A 16,949-nucleotide genomic window follows, 5' to 3' on the forward strand; every position below is an offset into this window, starting at 1 on the left:
CATGAATAAGATTTTCAACTCGAAGACAGACGCACAAACATGGTTTGAAGGGCTTTTTGGGAAAGGGGAATCCTTTGATGCGACAGCCCGGACTGTGCATTTATGGGACGTCGAATCATTGATTTTGTATATTAACGGTTTGGTGGATGGGGACACCATCACGGCTTTGCTGACGCAAATGCAGTGGGGCAGTGAAGAGATGGAGAAGGAGAGGGACGGGGCTAGACGGTTCCTCTCCTTTTTTCCCTATCATGCCGTTACGGAAGTAGAAGATAAAAGGGGACTGCTAGACGCCGTATTAAGTGGGCAAGTCGCCTTCATAACGGCAGAAGGATTTGCTTTCACCATTGATGTCCGATCGTATCCAGGAAGACAGCCGGATGAGCCGGATAATGAAAAAGTGATTCGTGGTGCCCGGGACGGCTTCACAGAGAACATTTTGACAAACACCGCTTTAATTCGCCGTAGAATTCGGGTGCCGGAGCTTCGCTTCGAGATGCACCATACGACCGTCAAAGGGAAAACGGATGTGGTCATCGCTTTCATGAAAGGGGCCGCAAGTGAAGAGAACCTTGACTTCTTGAGAAAACGTTTGGAAGAAGTTTGTCATGATGGTTTGACGATGACAGACAAGTCCCTTGAGGAATTTTTATTGAAGCAAGGTTTTCATCCCATGCCTTTTGTCCGTTTCACGGAGCGTCCGGATATTTGCGCAGCTCATTTACTGGAAGGCCATATCGCCATCATCGTCGATACTTCCCCTTCCGTTATCCTCGTTCCCGTCACTATTTTCCACCATTTACAGCATGCAGAAGAGTATAGGCAAGCCCCGTTAATCGGGACATTTGTCCGTCTGGTCCGTTTCATCGGTACGGCAATGAGTCTTGTCCTGCTGCCTTTTTGGTATTTGCTTGCGACGCAACCCCGCTATTTGCCCGATAGCCTCAGTTATATCGGACCGAATGATGTCGGGGAAGTTCCTTTGCTGGTCCAATTGCTGATTGGCGATATCGGCATTGAAGTGCTCCGTATGGCGGCGATTCATACACCTACACCGATGTCAACCGCTATGGGACTCGTCGCCGCGATCGTCATCGGTCAAGTGGCGATCGACGTTGGGCTGTTTTCCCCGGAAGTGGTGCTATATGTGGCAGTCAGTGCTATTTTGACTTTTGCCATCCCGTCTTATGAATTGAGTATCACTACAAAAGTGTTCCGTCTCTCTATATTGGCTCTGACTGCCATTTGGGGAGCGACCGGTTTCTTCATCGGGATTTTCATTTTGTTCTATTATCTCTGCTCGCTGAAGCCGATGGGCATCCCGTATTTATGGCCTGCTGTGCCATTTTTCCCAAAAGCGATGACGCGTATTTTGGTGCGTGTCCCTATGACCATTGATGCGCCTAGACCTTATATCACCGATTCCCCAGACCGGAACCGTACATCATAGATTTGCGCATTGTCTTCTTTCTATGATAAAGTTTGGTTACCATTTGTTTTAGATTCTTGGGAGGGGAAACAGGAATGCATTTCTACGGAACACAGTCGGTCAACGGGAAAGGTCATCTTACAATCGGAGGAGTCGATACGGTCGACCTTGCCCAAATATACGGAACTCCACTTATCGTCTATGATATCGCTTTGTTCCGCGAGCGCGCCCGAGCATTCAAGGAAACGTTTAAAAGTGCGGGTGTCCAAGCCCAAGTGGCGTACGCTAGCAAAGCCTTCTCATCCATCGCTATTTACGAAGTGGCCCAACAGGAAGGCTTATCGCTCGATGTTGTGTCGGGCGGGGAATTATATACTGCAGTGGCAGCCGGTTTTCCGCGTGAACGGATCCACTTCCATGGGAACAATAAAAGTTTTATGGAATTGCAATATGCGTTTGATGAAAAAATCGGTTGTATCGTCATTGACAACTTTTCTGAAATCGCATTGGTGAAAGAAATCGCGGAGTCCCGGAAAGAGAATATGAATGTGCTAATCCGGGTTACGCCTGGCGTCCACGCTTCGACACATGATTTCATCACGACGGGTCAAGAAGACTCCAAATTCGGGTTCGATCTGAAAAATGGGCAAGCCGATGAAGCGTTCCGCCAACTCCACGATCATCCATATATTCAACTTCTCGGTATGCACTGCCATATTGGATCTCAAATCTTTGAAACGGATGCCTTCCGGCTAGCCGCAGAAGCACTTTTGGATAAGATGGAGTCATGGAGGGACGAATATGGATTCGTATGTACCGTCCTGAACTTAGGAGGCGGCTTCGGTATTCGTTATACCGAGGAGGACCGTCCACTTCATCCGTCCGCCTATGTCGATGAAATGGCGAAAGTCGTTCTATCCATGACTAGAAGTGCGAACTATCCAATGCCTGAAATTTGGATAGAGCCGGGCAGGTCGCTAATTGGAGATGCAGGTACAACACTTTACACAACAGGCAGCATGAAAGAAGTGCCGAATATTCGGACTTATGTAGCTGTCGATGGTGGTATGACGGACAACATCCGGCCTGCTTTATATGGAGCGAAATATACGGCTGTGACCGCCAATCGAGTGAATGATGCACATGAAGATAAAGTGACCATTGCCGGTAAGTGTTGCGAGTCGGGTGACAAATTGATTGAAGAGGCATACTTGGCTTCTCCTTCTGAAGGTGATATCCTCGCGGTCTTTTGTACAGGTGCTTATAATTACTCCATGGCAAGTAATTATAACCGGCTTCCTAAGCCAGCTGTCGTCTTTTGTGAGAATGGAGAGCATCGGCTAGCTGTTCGGCGAGAGACTTATGAAGATCTCATCCGACTGGATCTGTCGCTTCAAGCGGTTGAGCGAGGGGCAGTAAATTGAAGAAAAGGAACGTCATTCTTTTTTTATGTATCCTCGGTGCCGCTAGCCTATGGGGGGCGGCATATTGGTATTTCATCATGCCATATCTTCAACCGAAGTAAGGCAAAGGCTTAAGCCAAACAGTAGGAACAAGGTGTATCGCTTACCATTGTGAGTCTTTGTCTTTGAGAATTGACGAAGGATTTTCAGAAAAGAAGGGATCATTTGATGCTTTTACGTTATAAAAAAACTTATGAAAAGATTGCAATGGGTTTGCTTTCGTACATGCCCGGTGAAAAAAATGTTAAAAAGTTGCAAGAATTGATTCATCTCTACGAAACAGATAGTCGTTGGCAATTGTATTTGCTAAAGGAAAACGAAGATTTTATCGGACTGATCGGTTTGCAAATGGACGAAGATGAATACACGATTCAACATCTATCGGTCAACCCATCCTTTCGGGGAGAAGGAATCGGTCAGGAGATGGTGAAGCGGGTTCGTTCCCTTTTCCCTGAAAAAAAGTGTCGGACGACTTCAGAGACGGAATCTTTTATAGAGAAATGTTACGAAAAAGAAGAAGGAGCAGAACTTTAACGTCTGCCCTTCTTCTTTTCTTCGCGTTGGGATAGAATATCGCTCCGGTCCCGTAGCATATGTTTATAAACGACGGCATCGCTCTGGGCGGGAAGTAGTTCCATCGAGGGCTCTATATCGTCAGCAAGTTTTTGTAAACGGTCAGTCACTTGGAGCGGGAATGGTTCAAATTCCAATTCCTGTTCGAGCCGACCGATACTCTGTTGGACATCTTCCATTAGACGTGTATAATCGATCTCTTGAGCGTAAACGGGGTACTCGTTCGGCATTGATTGGAACTTGTCTTCCGCTTTTCGAAGGGTTTTTAGAGCTCCTTCGCCATTTCCGCGGCGCCAGTGGTAAAGTCCTGTCGCTAACAGGATATAGGCGGTCAAGGGATGAGCCTTTCCTCCGTCCGGCAGGGATTTCCAATATTCCTCCAACACTTCATGGCATTCAAAATAGTCTTGATTCCCATTGAAATACACAATAAACTTTACGAATAGTGGATGATGAAGCGGATGCATACTCATACTATCATTCCTCACATTATCAATCTTGTATAACAGGCAGGTGCAGTATCAAATGTCTTATAAAGTGAAGCTGGAAGTTTTTGAAGGGCCTCTAGATCTCCTGTTGCATCTGATCAACCGGTTGGAGATCGACATTTATGATATTCCGATGGCAGAGCTGACAGCGCAATACATAGAACATCTTCATGCCATGCGGGTCCTCCAATTGGACGAACTTAGCGAATACCTGGTACTTGCGGCAACCTTGATTGAAATTAAAAGCAAAATGCTACTTCCCGTTCATGAAGGGGAAGAATTGGACGGTGATCTGGATTATGAGATGGAACCCGACCCTCGTGATGAATTAGTTGCCCGGCTGATTGAGTATCGAAAATATAAAGAAGCGGCCATCAGCCTGAAAGAGTCCGCAGAAGAACGCTCCGAATATTTCACGAAATCACCGGAAGATTTGTCGGCACTCGGTGAAATCAGTATTGGCGAATCCGAGGAACAGTTAAACGTTTTTGACCTGATCGGCGCGTTTCAGAAAATGTTGGAACGAAAAAGGCTGCGTGCCCCGCGTACGGCCAGTATAGCAAGAAGTGAGCAGTCTGTCAGTGAGAAGATGGATGAAATCATGAAGACCTTGGAAACTAAGGGAGGAAGTTGTGATTTTTATTCGCTTTTTGCAGAAGGCGATGCTTCTGGATTGGTCATTACCTTCTTGTCTTTATTGGAGTTGATGAAACGAAGCGATGTCGTTGTCGAACAACGACATAATTTTGAAAGGCTGACGGTTTCGGTCTGTCGGGAGGTTAGTTGAAAATGGATGTGGAAGATCGATTACTTGGAATGATCGAGAGCTTTTTATTTTTAATGGGAGATGAAGGTTTGAGCCGTCCACAACTGGCTGCTTTGACTGGACGGGATGAGGACGAGATCGAGAAGGCTCTTGACCGGCTCCTTACAAGTTATGAAGAGCGGCTTAATAGCGGAATTACGTTGAGGGTGTTTGGCGGATCGTATCGTCTTGTCACAAAAGTGGAATTTGCGGATGATATGAAGCGCTTGCTCGAAAATCCATCCCCTAAGTCCATGACACAAGCTTCGTTGGAGGTTCTTGCGATCATTGCGTATAAGCAGCCAGTTACTCGTGTGGAGATCGACGATTTGCGTGGGGTGAAATCGGAAGGGCCGATTCATACATTGATCGCAAAAGGATATATTATGGAGAAAGGGCGCTCCGAAGGTACCGGACGAGCAATCCTTTACGGAACGACGGATCTGTTTCTGGATCGTTTTGGCTTGCAGTCGATCGCCGATCTGCCGCCGCTTCTTCATCAGGAAGAAGACGAAACTGAGGATGCGGATCTGTTTATGACCAGGTTTCAAGAAGCGTTTTCAATGGAAGAGGAAGGAGGAACTGATTTTTGAAACGGACACTTCTGCTGGCCGTATTTTGTGCATGGTTTACATTGGGAGGGGCAGCAAACGCTTCAGCCGCTCAAGCTTGGGCGGTGATCGATGCGGAGACGGGGAGACTGCTTGATGGAGCGAATGAAGACGCGCCGTTGCCGATAGCTAGTTTGACCAAGATTTGGACGGCATTGACATACCTCGAAAGCGGTGTGGAACAAGGTGAAATTACCATATCACCAGCAGCTGCCTCATCGGAAGGGTCATCCATTTATTTGAAAAGTGGAACGGCCGTTCAAGATAAGACGTTACTTTATGGTCTTATGCTCCGTTCGGGAAATGACGCTGCTCATGCGTTAGCCGAGCATGCTGGCGGATCGGTGGAAGGATTTGTCCAACTCATGCAGGAAAAAGCGATTTTCTATGGACTGGACAAAACGGTATTTACGAACCCGTCCGGCCTACATGATGAACGGCACCTTTCCACAGCATATGAAACAGGGCTTATGCTACGGTTTGCGATGGAAAATGAAACCTTTCGGGAAATTGCCACCGCCAAGAAACATGTGTATCAAAATGAGGAAAACACATACCATTGGAGAAACAAACATCGTCTTCTCCATTCAGAACCGACCGCAATTGCTGGGAAGACAGGCTTTACAAAAGCGGCCGGTCGGACATTAGCCACCTATTTTGAGAAAGACGATAAAAAAATTATTGTCGTGACGTTAAACGACCCAAATGATTGGGAAACTCACCTTGGGTTGGCTGAAAAGACTTTTTCAACGTTCAAACGGGTGACGATCGCTAAAAAGGGCGTGTATAATATTTTCCCCGGGGTACGGGCGGAATTGAAAGAGCCGATTGAACTGTTGATCAAAAAAGGGGAAAAGGAAAAATTATCGAATGTACTACTGGTCCCGCGAGGCAAACAACCAACAGCAACAGGCGTGTGGACTGTATCGTTCAACCATGAACCGATCGTGGCGACCGATGTGGTCATACGACAAACGAAGGAAAGAAGTGCGACAAGTAAATAAGATAAAGCGAAGAAGACGACTTGGTATAGGTCGGTCTTCTTTTCATTTGGCGCAAAATGTGACATAATTTTTTAAGTATGAAAGACGGGGTGACTCAGTTGGAGAGACTACAGAAAGTGTTGGCGCAGGCAGGTGTTGCGTCACGAAGAAAATCCGAGCAATTGATTTTGGAAGGTAAAGTGAAAGTGAATGGGATCGTCGTTACGGAACTTGGAACGAAGGTGACCAATTCGGATCGAGTGGAAGTGGAAGGGGTCGAACTCGTTAAGGAGAAATTTGTCTATTATTTGCTATATAAACCACGCGGTGTGCTTTCGACAGTCCATGATGATAAAGGTAGAAAAACCGTGTTGGATATTTTTCCAGAAGTCGAAGAGCGGATCTTCCCGGTTGGCCGGCTCGACTATGATACATCGGGCGTCATCATCCTGACCAATGATGGGGATTTTTCTTATTTGATGACACATCCAAAATTCGGCATCAAGAAAAAGTATATTGCAAAAGTAAAAGGGATTCCTCTTCGAGAATCTTTACGAAAGTTGGAGCGCGGAATCGAGCTGGAAGATGGTAAAACAGCCCCGGCCCATGTGAAAATGCAATCGGTCGATAAGAAGTCGGGTACGGCTCTGGTAGAGATTACGATTCATGAAGGCAGAAACCGTCAAGTCCGCCGGATGTTCGATGCGATTGGTTGTCCCGTACTGAAGTTGAGAAGGGAATCCTTCGCTATGTTGACGACTCACGGCCTCAATGCAGGAGAGTCCCGCCAATTGACAACCCACGAAGTGAAACAATTGCGCGTTCTGGCGGAAACCGGAAAAATCGGTTGAAAATGGTGAAGGGAAGTTCACTTTATCCTCAATCGAAACGTTCACAATCCTTTCATGAATGCCCGGCTTCCGAGGGAATCGTTTTGTTATAATGGTATACGGAACTCAATCTTTATTCAGCAGAACCGCTGAATAAAGATTAAGCCTCCGGCGGATGTCACGGATTTTTTAGGGGGAACTTTTCGAGCAGCTCGAAAAATCCGGACGCAATTACGCCGAGGCGTAATTGATTTTCAATAGGAGGGGACGAATGTGTCGATGATGGATAAAAAAAGAAAACGTCTAATCATCAGGACAATTGTTTTACTCACGCTCGTTGCGGCAGTCATCTATTCGATCGCCTCAAAAGAAAAAGTGGAAGTGCTGGTGGTCGGTGACAAAGCCCCGGACTTCGAGCTTGTTGACTTGGATGGCAATAAACATCGCCTATCCGACTATAAAGGTCAAGGGGTCTTCTTGAACTTCTGGGGAACTTGGTGTCCTCCGTGTAAAGAAGAAATGCCATATATGGAAAAGCAATATCAGGTCTTCAAGGACAAAGGTGTCCAAATCTTGGCGGTGGATATCGCGGAACCTCAGTTGAAAGTGGAGTCGTTTCGTGATCAATATGGGCTAACGTTCCCGATTGTGATTGACAAGAATAAAAGTGTTATGGAGACCTACAATATTGGACCGCTGCCGACGACTGTGTTAATTGATCCGGACGGCAAGATTGTCCATGTCGAAAAAAGGGGAATGAGTGAAGAGGTTATCAAGTCATTCATGGAACGTATCCAACCGAAGTAAGGAGTTTATTTCAAAATGAGCAAAATCAAATGCCAATGCGGTCATGAAAATCCATTCGGCACGGTGCTTTGTGAACGGTGTGGAAAACCTCAGACGGAAGAAACGAAAAATAGCGATCTCGTCGACATGCGGTATGAAGGGGCGGCGAGAAGGTCTCAGACATATAAAAGTTCCATCATCGACAAGATTTGGAACTTTTTCTCCAGTGTCAAAATCGGGATCAGCATCATCGTTGCGGTGTTGGTTACATCCGCCATCGGGACGATCTTTCCACAAAAGGACTATATACCGGTCAACCCAAACTCGGAAACAGAATTGGCCGCTTATTACGAACGCGTTTATGGCTTTATAGGAAAAATTTATTATCAACTTGGCTTCCATGACATGTACAGCAGTTGGTGGTTCAAGACGCTGATCGGCATGCTGGGAATCTCTATCATTATTGCTAGTGTTGACCGAGTAGTCCCGCTATATAAATCGCTGAAAAAGCAACGGACTAAACGTCATCCATCCTTCATGAGGGTGCAGCGTATTTTCGGAAAAGGTGCCGTCGCCAAACCGGATGATTCGTTGCAAAAGGCGGAAGAAAAACTGAAAGAGCTCCGGTATAATGTGAAAACGGAAAACGGAGCTTTACTTGCGGAGAAAAACCGCTTTTCCCGGTGGGGTCCGTATGTTAACCACACCGGCCTGATCATCTTCCTTTTCGGTGTCCTGATGCGCGGCATCCCGGGATTCTATGTGGATGAGTCTATGTGGATCCGGGAAGGGGAAACCCGTCCGATCAAAGGTGCGGAAGGGTACTACTTGGAAAATCATGATTTTATCGTGGAAAACTATACGAAAGAAGAAGCGGACGAAGTGTTCGGCGAAGCGCTCGAACGGGTCGGCAACATCGTGAAGAATTACCAGACCGATGTTACATTATATAAACAGGCGGAAGGTTCTTTACCTGGACAAACCGATCAGTTGGAGAAGATGCAAGACTATTCCATCATTGTCAATAAACCGTTGAAGTTTGACGGGTACAGTGTATTCCAAATGGATTTCCGCTCGGATGAACTCAGATCGATGACATTCGCATTGACGGAAAAGGAATCGCAAAAATCGCTTGGTGAATTCAAGATCGATCTCGAAAACCCGGAAAAGACATACGAGCTTGGCAAAGATACACGTGTCGACTTATTGGAATATTATCCGGACTACGATGGCATCAAAGACGGTGAAATTGTATCGAAATCACCGATCCCGAATAATCCCGCTTTCATCTTCCGTATGGTGACGCCGGAGAATCCAGAAGGGGAAAAAAGCTTCGTTGCTATCAGAAAGACGTTCGAAGTGGAAGAAAATGATTATAAAGTGAGCTTCGTTGCAGCGGAGACCCGGGATATTTCCGGTCTATCCATCCGTAAAGACAAAACCTTACCGATCCTCTTAATAGGGGGCATCATCTTCATGATTGGTGTCATTCAGGGATCTTACTGGCACCATAGAAGGATCTGGGTACAAAAAGGGGAAGACGGCGAGTTGCTCGTTGCAGCCCATACGAATAAAAACTGGTTCTCTTTACGAAAGGATCTGGACCAAGTGAAAAGTTTCGCCGACTTGCCAGACTACACTGACAAGCAGGATAAGGAGTCCGTATCGGAACTAGAGGAAGGGGAAACAGTCTAATGGATTTAGCTTCGTTAAGCGCTAATTTATTATTAGTTTCATTCATAACTTATCTTATCGCCACCGTTTTTTTTGGTGGTGCCGTAAGAGGGGCGAAATCAGAAGCGTCCTACCAGAACCATCGCTGGGGCAGGATAGGGATCATCATTACAATTATCGGGTTTATTGCCAATGTCGGGTATTTCATCACCCGCTGGATCGCCGGAGGGCATGCGCCTGTCAGTAATATGTTTGAATTTATGACGGCGTTCGGAATGATGTTGGTCGGAGCTTTCATCTTGCTCTTCTTCATTTATCGGACACCTTCGCTCGGTTTGTTTGCATTGCCGATTGCCATTATTATTATCGCCTATGCGAGCATGTTCCCACGGGAAATCACACCGCTCATTCCTGCGTTGAAAAGCTACTGGTTGACCATCCACGTCATTACGACAGTGATAGCTGAAGCGATATTGGTCGTCAGTGCGGTGGCCGGATTGATCTATCTATTGAAAAATGTGGATATGACAAAGAAGTCAAGACAACGGTTCTGGCTGGAGTCCATCATGTTCACCCTCGTATTGGTATTAGGATTCGTCGTTTCATCGCTTGTGTTTTCCGGTACCGGATACGAGGCGAAGTTCAACTATGTGGACAAGGATGGCCTGCCTGCACAAATGGTCTACAATTACCCGCCACTATTCGGGATGAATGAATACGAGGCACTCACACCGGGGGCGATGGAGCCATTGGTTGCCATGCCGGCCGTCATCAATGCGAAAACGTTGACGACGTTTGTATGGTCGGTTGTATTCGGTACGGTGTTGTACTTACTCATGCGTCTCATTATCCGCCGCCCGATTGCGTTGTTATTCCAACCATTTGCTAAAAAAGCGAACTCCCAATTAATGGATGAAATTTGCTATCGTTCGGTGTTGATCGGATTTCCGGTCTTTACATTAGGGGCTCTCATCTTCGCAATGATCTGGGCACATGAAGCGTGGGCCAGATTCTGGGGTTGGGACCCAAAAGAAGTATGGGCATTGATCACCTGGCTATTCTATGCGGCATTCCTTCATTTGCGGCTTTCCCGCGGATGGGAAGGGGAAAAATCCGCATGGCTTGCGGTTATCGGGTTTATCATTATTATGTTTAACTTGATTGCCGTTAACTTAATCATTGCAGGTTTGCATTCATACGCATAAGGAACGGCCAAGACTGCCCTACGTTTCAATTACGGGGGCAGTCTTTTTATTTCTTTTTAGCGGAGCGACTTGTACAATGGAAGTAGAAGCGATGCTAAGCGATGAAACGGATATATTGGAAAGGGGTTTTGGAAACATGGAAGAAAAAGTGAAGTTATTAGTGGTGGATGATGAGGAGCGGATTCTCCGTTTATTGAATATGTATTTGACTCGGGAAGGGTATGAGATCGATGAAGCGATCAACGGAGCGGAGGCTTTGGAAAAAGCGTTGGTCAATCCATACGACTGTATTCTGCTGGATGTCATGATGCCGGAAAAAGACGGGCTGGAAGTATTGCAGGAATTGCGGGAGAAGAAAATCATGACACCGGTCATTTTGCTGACCGCCAAAGGGGAAGAGTCCGACCGGGTGTCCGGCTTCGAATCGGGCGCAGATGATTATATTGTAAAGCCGTTCAGCCCAAGGGAAGTGGTGTTGCGCGTGAAGGCGATTCTCCGCAGATCGGTGGCATTCCCAGGTGCCGTGGCATCGTCCGCTTCGAAAGATCTCGTCGTCTTTCCGCAATTGACAATCGACCACGACGCACACCGGGTTACAGCAGAAGGGAAAGAAGTCAATCTGACGCCGAAGGAATATGAACTCCTTTATTTCTTGGCCAAATCCCCGGATAAAGTGTTTGATCGGGAACAATTATTAAAAGAAGTTTGGCATTATGAATTTTTTGGTGATTTGAGAACGGTCGACACCCATGTCAAGCGGCTGCGGGAAAAATTGAGCCGAGTCTCCGATCAAGCAGCTAAAATGATCGTGACGGTATGGGGAGTCGGATATAAATTCGAGGTTCCTCATGAATAGAATATGGAATTCAATCGTCGGGAAGCTATGGGCCACCATATTGCTTCTCGTTTCCTTTGTTCTATTCATTATTACCGTCCTGCTTCTTGAATTCTTGAGCAACTTTCATGCCAAGCAAGCAGAAGATTCATTACGCAGAGAAGCGTCTACCATTGGAAAAATTGTAGTCGATCATGATAGTGAGTCTTCCATGCAAATGATCATCCATGATATTCTGGATGAGGAAAAGAATGCTATGATTGTCGGTCCGGATGGTGAACTGAAATACAGTTTTCATTATGGAATGAACATAGAGCCGATAGAAAAGAAAATTCTGGAGGAACGTTCTTTATTTACATTCGACATGGATGATCAGGAACCAGTACTTAAAGAGATGATCCTTCCTTCCAATTCCGAAACAAATGTCATGGAACAATATTTTGTGTTAGGTTATCCAATTTCAGATTACGGAGAACTAGTCGGGTCCGTCATCATCTATCAAAACATGGATGCGGTTCATCGGACGACGCAGCGAACGACGCATATTGTTCTATTGTCTGCTTTGATAGCCTTTGTTCTGACGACTTTTTTTGCCTTCTTTCTATCGACTCGGATCACCTCTCCATTGCGGGGCTTGCGGCAAGCTGCGGGTGAGCTCGCGAAAGGGAATTTTGATACTCGGCTGCCAGTTTTCCAGAATGACGAGATTGGACAATTGGCCGTGGCGTTTAATCAGATGGGAAGACAGCTTAAATATCATGTCGAATTGATCAATCAAGAAAAGGAACAGCTATCCAGCATTTTGACTTCAATGACCGATGCCGTCATTACATTCAATCGGGACGCCACTATATTACTTAGTAATCCCCAAGCAGAACGGCTGCTTCAAAATTGGTATGTCAAAAATGAATCAATCGATGATACGATCCCTCCCGAAATCGTCCATATGCTGGACCATGTCGTTTCCTTTGCAGAAGAAGTGGAAGACGAATTGGAACTCGGCGGAAGATTTTATATGATCTCCATCAGTCCTTTGTACAGCGGAAACACCATCCGGGGAGCTGTTGCCGTATTCCGTGATATGACGGAACAGCATAAGTTAGATAAACTGCGATCCGATTTCATTGCCAATGTGTCCCACGAACTTCGGACCCCGATTTCCATGTTGCAAGGATATAGTGAAGCGATCATGGATGACGTCATTACAAATGAAGAGGAACGTAATGAGATGATTCAAATTATCCATGATGAATCCATGAGGATGGGCCGACTTGTTACGGATCTGCTGGATCTGGCGAGGATGGAATCAGGAAATATGCGGTTGTATGAAGAGGATATTTCGATGATCCCATTCCTAGGTAGGATTCTGAATAAGTTCTCGCAAATTGCGCGTGATGCCGATGTGGATTTGACGTTTCTGCATCCTGACGAGGGCGATATCATTCTCCATGTCGATGAGGATCGATTGGAACAAGTATTTACGAATTTAATTGATAATGCGGTCCGTCACACACCGGAAAGTGGCCATGTTGAACTGTCTATCTCAAAGAAGACGAATGTTGTTGAAATTACGGTTTCCGATACAGGAAGCGGAATACCGGAAGAGGATTTGCCATTCATTTTTGAACGGTTCTATAAAGCTGATAAGGCGAGGACTCGGAAAAAAGGTGGCACTGGCCTGGGCCTCGCCATTGCCAAAAATATTATTGACTCTCATGGCGGTACCATTGCAGCGCGGCGCGGGGAAGAAAAGGGAACGATATTCACATGCCGCCTGCCATTAAAGAAAATGTAACGTTTCTATTGCAGAAACGACTAATCCATTGAACGGGGGGATTGGATGAACGACTCCGTTTTCCACCGGCTCTATGATGAATATCACCACGATGTGTTTAAATTTCTCATTTATTTGACGGGCGACCGTGATCAGGCCGAGGATTTGATGCACGAAGTGTACGTGAGGGTGCTCAGGGCATATGCCGGATTCGAAGGGAAAAGTTCTGAAAAGACTTGGCTTTTTTCGATTGCGAAAAATGTGGCGATCGATCATTTCAGGAAGTCTGCAGTCCGAAAAAAGCATTTATTCGATAAGTTTGACTGGGAAAAGAGTGAGCTCGTTTCCACCAGCATCCTCCCAGATGACCTCGTTTCGCTGAATGACGAGATGAAGGAATTACTGCAAGCATTGGATACCTGTACAGGCGATCAAAAAATGGTTGTAGTCATGCGATATTTTCAAGATTTATCCATTGCGGAGACGGCCGAAACGCTCGGTTGGACGGAAGGGAAAGTGAAAACAACGCAGCATCGCGCGATCAAGGCGTTGCAGAAGAAATTACAAGCCCGTTCGGCAGAAGGGAGGAGACCGCATGAGTAAAGAGAAACGGGATGATGCCGAGATCGAGAAATTGCTAGGCAGCATGCCGGATATTCGAGATACTCGTTCCAAGTCTGAGATTCTGGATCGGTTACGAAAAGATGAAAGATTGCAGCGTCCCGAAGGGTCCCTCCCAACCCGTAGAAAATCACCTGTCAAATGGATGCCTGCGTTAGTAACGGTTGCCGCCATTTTAGTTCTTAGCTTGCTTCTCCCATCGATGTTACAAAACAACGATGGGGCGATGAGTGATGAGGCTGCCGAATCGCAAAATATGGAAATCAAAACATTCGGGGACGGTTCGCAAGATGATACGATGGATGCCTCCTCCTTTAAAAGAAGTGGAGAGGTGGAGGAATCCGCTGCTTATTCACTCGGTACCGCGGCCACCAGCTATGTCGTGTTGGCGGATGAATTAGCAGGGTACCATCCATTCCGGATCGGGCTGACGTATGCAGCCGATGTCATTCCTGTCACGTTCTTGATTCCTGAAGAGCGCGTTAGCGAAGATTTTCCGGGAGGGGACCGTGACAGCGTCCGTTTATACAATCGATATGCTTCGGAAATCCCTGAAGAGGAACTCGGATTCGACGACTATCATCCTTATATTGGTGGAATCATTGACGCGGGCGACGACATCAATCACCAAGTGCCGCCAGACCATGGCTATGACATGTCATCCGCTACATTAGAAGTGTATACCAATACAGTGCTTGAAACGTTTACCGATCATCTGAGACTGAAAACGATTGATGAAAAGGGAAATCTAGTTACTTTCGACCAAGTGGGGACGAAGGAACCGATTCCTCTGACAGCCGGCAAGCGCCCGCTGCCGTATTATAAATATAGTTTGCCATCGGGGAAAACGTATCTCGTGCCAAGTGGAGGGATACCTATCGAAAATGTGGAAAGCGCCTTGCAAGCAATGAAGGAAGCCCCGAATGATCTGGTCGACGCAATTGTGCCGGAAAATGTAGATTACGATGTAGAAGTCACGAAAGGAACCGTGACAATTTCATTCAAAGAGCCGTTGGATTTGGAGGGGATGTCCCCGGACGCCGCCAATGAACTGATCGAGGGTTTCATGTTGACAGCGAATAATTATGACATGGTGGTTAAACTAGAACATACAGTGCAGGACTATTTCTCCAAATATGATTTGACTACTGTACTACCAGAACCAGTTGGCGTCAATCCGATGCCATTTCCAGAATGAAGAAGTGAGAGAAAGGGCTATCCGAACCGTCGGATAGTCCTTTTGCTGTGGAGTGACAGTGCTGGAGTGTATAGGAGAACATGTTTTGTAGTAATGATCCAAACGCAATCAGAGTGAGTACCTGACGCAGGCGTCTCGGAGTCGTTTCAGTCCAACCTCGCAAACTATTTATTTACGTAGGTAAACTATCTTGTTTACAAAGTAGGGAAATTCGTATATAATAGAAAATGTAAAAGAATATTGATTCATCTTCGGGGCAGGGTGTAATTCCCGACCGGCGGAAATGGAAAGAAATTTCTTAGCCCGCGAGCGTAATAGCTGATTCCGGTGAGATTCCGGAGCCGACAGTATAGTCTGGATGGGAGAAGGTGAAGGTGCAGTCCTATTTTGTGAATTCCACAAAAAAGGGCGCTTATTTAAGCTTGGATTTGATAAGTCTAGATATAGACGAGAAAGCAAAAGGCATACGCCGGCTTGCTTCCTCCAGGCAGTTTGCTTTTTGGCAACTGACCGCTCGCTAGACATCAAACCTATGTCTTTTAAGTATGCCTGATAACTCCCTAAAGCGAACTTGCTTTGGGGATTTTTTGTGAAGGAACGATGGACGGCCTTTCCTCTTTTGAAGTGAATCGCAAAAGGAGAGAGGAAACAATGAAGAATAATAAATTGCGAAAGATGATTCTCATCGCAATCTTGGGAAGTATCGGTACGATATTGATGCAATTCAACTTCCCGCTGCCGGCATTGCCTGCATTCTTGAAAATCGACTTTGGTGAAATTCCGGCCGTCCTTGCGGTAATGACAATGGGTCCGGTTGGCGGAATCGCAGTTGAATTGATCAAGAACATTATGCACTGGTTCATGTCAGGAAGTCCTACTGGTGTCCCTGTCGGAGAAATTGCCAACTTTACAACTGGAGTTCTCTTCATCATGCCGATTTATTGGATTTTCAAGAGATTCCAGAATACAAAAGGATTGGCTGCCGGTTTGATTGCCGGAACAGTCGCAATGGCAGTCGGGATGAGCATACTGAACTATGTTCTATTCTTGCCAATGTATACGTATTTCCTGAATATGCCGGTCATGTCCGGGGATGCGCTTTACTCCATGATTGTATTGGGTATTCTGCCTTTCAACCTGATCAAAGGCATCATGCTTCTCGCTGTTTCACTATTGCTATTTAAAAGTATGGAGAGATGGATCATCCAACAAAGAACGCAGTTGTCTGCATAATATAAACGAAAAAAGTAAAAAACCGCGTCCCTCCATTAGAACAGGGGACGCGGTTTTTCATTATTCATATTTTAATGGATCGCCATCAAACGGTTCATCTGCCATTTTGATCGAGTCGGTTGGGCAGCCGTCGAACGCGTCTTCCAAATCATCCATCAATTCTTCTGGAACCGCCACAGTACCCGTGTTATCATCGAGGATAACGTAAGCGATCCCTTCATCGTCGTAATCGTAAATATCGGGCGCTGCGGCACCGCATGCTCCACAAGCAATGCATGTATCCTTGTCGACGATGGTGTATTTTTTTGACATAGTGTTTCTCTCCTCTTTTCTACATAAAACGATTTAGTTCTCATTCTATTCTAATGATGTTGGCGCTAGTTTTCAACAATCAAATCCAGCACTCGTAAATAAGCAACTTCTTTCGTATGGGTTTTTTCC

At 46.0% G+C, this 16,949-nt stretch carries 17 protein-coding genes and 1 riboswitch; of the genes, 15 read left to right on the forward strand and 2 right to left on the reverse strand.

The features are described from left to right. The first annotated feature begins 1 nt into the window (after position 1). From AB1K83_RS13755 to AB1K83_RS13765, 3 genes are all read left to right on the forward strand, one after another. Entirely contained in the window at positions 2-1,450 is a 1,449-nt protein-coding gene (locus AB1K83_RS13755; RefSeq protein WP_413058780.1) for a spore germination protein, read from the forward strand. 74 nt (positions 1,451-1,524) lie between these two features. After that, positions 1,525-2,853, forward strand: coding sequence for a diaminopimelate decarboxylase (lysA, locus tag AB1K83_RS13760; RefSeq protein ID WP_413058781.1), 1,329 nt, complete (start codon positions 1,525-1,527; stop codon positions 2,851-2,853). Between the two features lie 207 nt (positions 2,854-3,060). After that, positions 3,061-3,426: a GNAT family N-acetyltransferase gene (locus tag AB1K83_RS13765; protein WP_413058782.1), complete on the forward strand. Its 366-nt coding sequence runs from the start codon at positions 3,061-3,063 to the stop codon at positions 3,424-3,426. Here the strand turns inward: AB1K83_RS13765 and AB1K83_RS13770 are convergent. Further along, entirely contained in the window at positions 3,423-3,938 is a 516-nt protein-coding gene (locus AB1K83_RS13770) for a DUF309 domain-containing protein (RefSeq protein ID WP_413058783.1), read from the reverse strand. The two genes, AB1K83_RS13765 and AB1K83_RS13770, sit on opposite strands and share 4 nt — an antisense overlap. Before the next feature lie 52 nt (positions 3,939-3,990). On the opposite strand from AB1K83_RS13770, the gene AB1K83_RS13775 reads away from it, so the two are divergent. From AB1K83_RS13775 to AB1K83_RS13830, 12 genes are all read left to right on the forward strand, one after another. Further along, positions 3,991-4,740 (forward strand): segregation/condensation protein A, encoded by a 750-nt coding sequence (locus AB1K83_RS13775; RefSeq protein WP_413058784.1) that lies wholly within the window; start codon positions 3,991-3,993, stop codon positions 4,738-4,740. A 2-nt stretch (positions 4,741-4,742) separates the two neighbouring features. Beyond that, positions 4,743-5,351 (forward strand): SMC-Scp complex subunit ScpB, encoded by a 609-nt coding sequence (scpB, locus tag AB1K83_RS13780; protein ID WP_413058785.1) that lies wholly within the window; start codon positions 4,743-4,745, stop codon positions 5,349-5,351. Further along, on the forward strand, positions 5,348-6,373 hold the full coding sequence (locus tag AB1K83_RS13785) for a D-alanyl-D-alanine carboxypeptidase family protein (protein ID WP_413058786.1): 1,026 nt from the start codon (positions 5,348-5,350) through the stop codon (positions 6,371-6,373). Before scpB ends, AB1K83_RS13785 begins: the two co-directional genes overlap by 4 nt. A 98-nt stretch (positions 6,374-6,471) precedes the next feature. Then, entirely contained in the window at positions 6,472-7,203 is a 732-nt protein-coding gene (locus tag AB1K83_RS13790) for a pseudouridine synthase (protein WP_413058787.1), read from the forward strand. A gap of 261 nt (positions 7,204-7,464) precedes the next feature. Continuing rightward, positions 7,465-7,989, forward strand: coding sequence for a thiol-disulfide oxidoreductase ResA (gene resA, locus AB1K83_RS13795; RefSeq protein ID WP_413058881.1), 525 nt, complete (start codon positions 7,465-7,467; stop codon positions 7,987-7,989). 15 nt (positions 7,990-8,004) lie between these two features. Further along, a complete protein-coding gene (locus tag AB1K83_RS13800) occupies positions 8,005-9,663 on the forward strand; it encodes a cytochrome c biogenesis protein ResB (RefSeq protein WP_413058788.1) in 1,659 nt (552 codons plus the stop codon). Further along, positions 9,663-10,847, forward strand: coding sequence for a c-type cytochrome biogenesis protein CcsB (gene ccsB, locus AB1K83_RS13805; protein WP_413058789.1), 1,185 nt, complete (start codon positions 9,663-9,665; stop codon positions 10,845-10,847). The genes AB1K83_RS13800 and ccsB overlap by 1 nt, the downstream gene beginning before the upstream one ends. A gap of 136 nt (positions 10,848-10,983) precedes the next feature. Then, positions 10,984-11,703 (forward strand): response regulator transcription factor, encoded by a 720-nt coding sequence (locus tag AB1K83_RS13810; RefSeq protein WP_413058882.1) that lies wholly within the window; start codon positions 10,984-10,986, stop codon positions 11,701-11,703. Continuing rightward, on the forward strand, positions 11,696-13,477 hold the full coding sequence (locus AB1K83_RS13815; RefSeq protein WP_413058790.1) for an ATP-binding protein: 1,782 nt from the start codon (positions 11,696-11,698) through the stop codon (positions 13,475-13,477). The genes AB1K83_RS13810 and AB1K83_RS13815 overlap by 8 nt, the downstream gene beginning before the upstream one ends. Before the next feature lie 45 nt (positions 13,478-13,522). Beyond that, complete coding sequence (locus AB1K83_RS13820) at positions 13,523-14,059, forward strand: RNA polymerase sigma factor SigX (protein ID WP_413058791.1); 537 nt, start codon at positions 13,523-13,525, stop codon at positions 14,057-14,059. Next, positions 14,052-15,275 (forward strand): hypothetical protein, encoded by a 1,224-nt coding sequence (locus AB1K83_RS13825; protein WP_413058792.1) that lies wholly within the window; start codon positions 14,052-14,054, stop codon positions 15,273-15,275. The genes AB1K83_RS13820 and AB1K83_RS13825 overlap by 8 nt, the downstream gene beginning before the upstream one ends. 243 nt (positions 15,276-15,518) lie before the next feature. After that, a riboswitch (FMN riboswitch) is annotated at positions 15,519-15,649 on the forward strand. A 277-nt stretch (positions 15,650-15,926) separates the two neighbouring features. Beyond that, positions 15,927-16,508 carry an ECF transporter S component gene (locus tag AB1K83_RS13830; protein ID WP_413058793.1) on the forward strand — a complete coding sequence of 194 codons (582 nt, stop codon included), beginning with the start codon at positions 15,927-15,929 and terminating at the stop codon, positions 16,506-16,508. 60 nt (positions 16,509-16,568) lie between these two features. Here AB1K83_RS13830 and AB1K83_RS13835 read toward each other — a convergent pair whose 3' ends face one another. Beyond that, positions 16,569-16,820, reverse strand: coding sequence for a ferredoxin (locus tag AB1K83_RS13835; RefSeq protein WP_413058794.1), 252 nt, complete (start codon positions 16,818-16,820; stop codon positions 16,569-16,571). Positions 16,821-16,949 lie beyond the last annotated feature (129 nt).

Source organism: Sporosarcina sp. 179-K 3D1 HS (genome assembly GCF_047228905.1).
Classification (GTDB): Bacteria; Bacillota; Bacilli; order Bacillales_A; family Planococcaceae; genus Sporosarcina.

Bases quoted from the DNA above. Each gene is read 5' to 3' on its own strand.
- AB1K83_RS13755 (WP_413058780.1), top strand. From the start codon at position 2: ATGAATAAGATTTTCAACTCGAAGACAGACGCACAAACATGGTTTGAA.
- lysA (WP_413058781.1), top strand. From the start codon at position 1,525: ATGCATTTCTACGGAACACAGTCGGTCAACGGGAAAGGTCATCTTACA.
- AB1K83_RS13765 (WP_413058782.1), top strand. From the start codon at position 3,061: ATGCTTTTACGTTATAAAAAAACTTATGAAAAGATTGCAATGGGTTTG.
- AB1K83_RS13770 (WP_413058783.1), bottom strand. From the start codon at position 3,938: ATGAGTATGCATCCGCTTCATCATCCACTATTCGTAAAGTTTATTGTG.
- AB1K83_RS13775 (WP_413058784.1), top strand. From the start codon at position 3,991: ATGTCTTATAAAGTGAAGCTGGAAGTTTTTGAAGGGCCTCTAGATCTC.
- scpB (WP_413058785.1), top strand. From the start codon at position 4,743: ATGGATGTGGAAGATCGATTACTTGGAATGATCGAGAGCTTTTTATTT.
- resA (WP_413058881.1), top strand. From the start codon at position 7,465: ATGGATAAAAAAAGAAAACGTCTAATCATCAGGACAATTGTTTTACTC.
- AB1K83_RS13800 (WP_413058788.1), top strand. From the start codon at position 8,005: ATGAGCAAAATCAAATGCCAATGCGGTCATGAAAATCCATTCGGCACG.
- ccsB (WP_413058789.1), top strand. From the start codon at position 9,663: ATGGATTTAGCTTCGTTAAGCGCTAATTTATTATTAGTTTCATTCATA.
- AB1K83_RS13810 (WP_413058882.1), top strand. From the start codon at position 10,984: ATGGAAGAAAAAGTGAAGTTATTAGTGGTGGATGATGAGGAGCGGATT.
- AB1K83_RS13815 (WP_413058790.1), top strand. From the start codon at position 11,696: ATGAATAGAATATGGAATTCAATCGTCGGGAAGCTATGGGCCACCATA.
- AB1K83_RS13820 (WP_413058791.1), top strand. From the start codon at position 13,523: ATGAACGACTCCGTTTTCCACCGGCTCTATGATGAATATCACCACGAT.
- AB1K83_RS13825 (WP_413058792.1), top strand. From the start codon at position 14,052: ATGAGTAAAGAGAAACGGGATGATGCCGAGATCGAGAAATTGCTAGGC.
- AB1K83_RS13830 (WP_413058793.1), top strand. From the start codon at position 15,927: ATGAAGAATAATAAATTGCGAAAGATGATTCTCATCGCAATCTTGGGA.
- AB1K83_RS13835 (WP_413058794.1), bottom strand. From the start codon at position 16,820: ATGTCAAAAAAATACACCATCGTCGACAAGGATACATGCATTGCTTGT.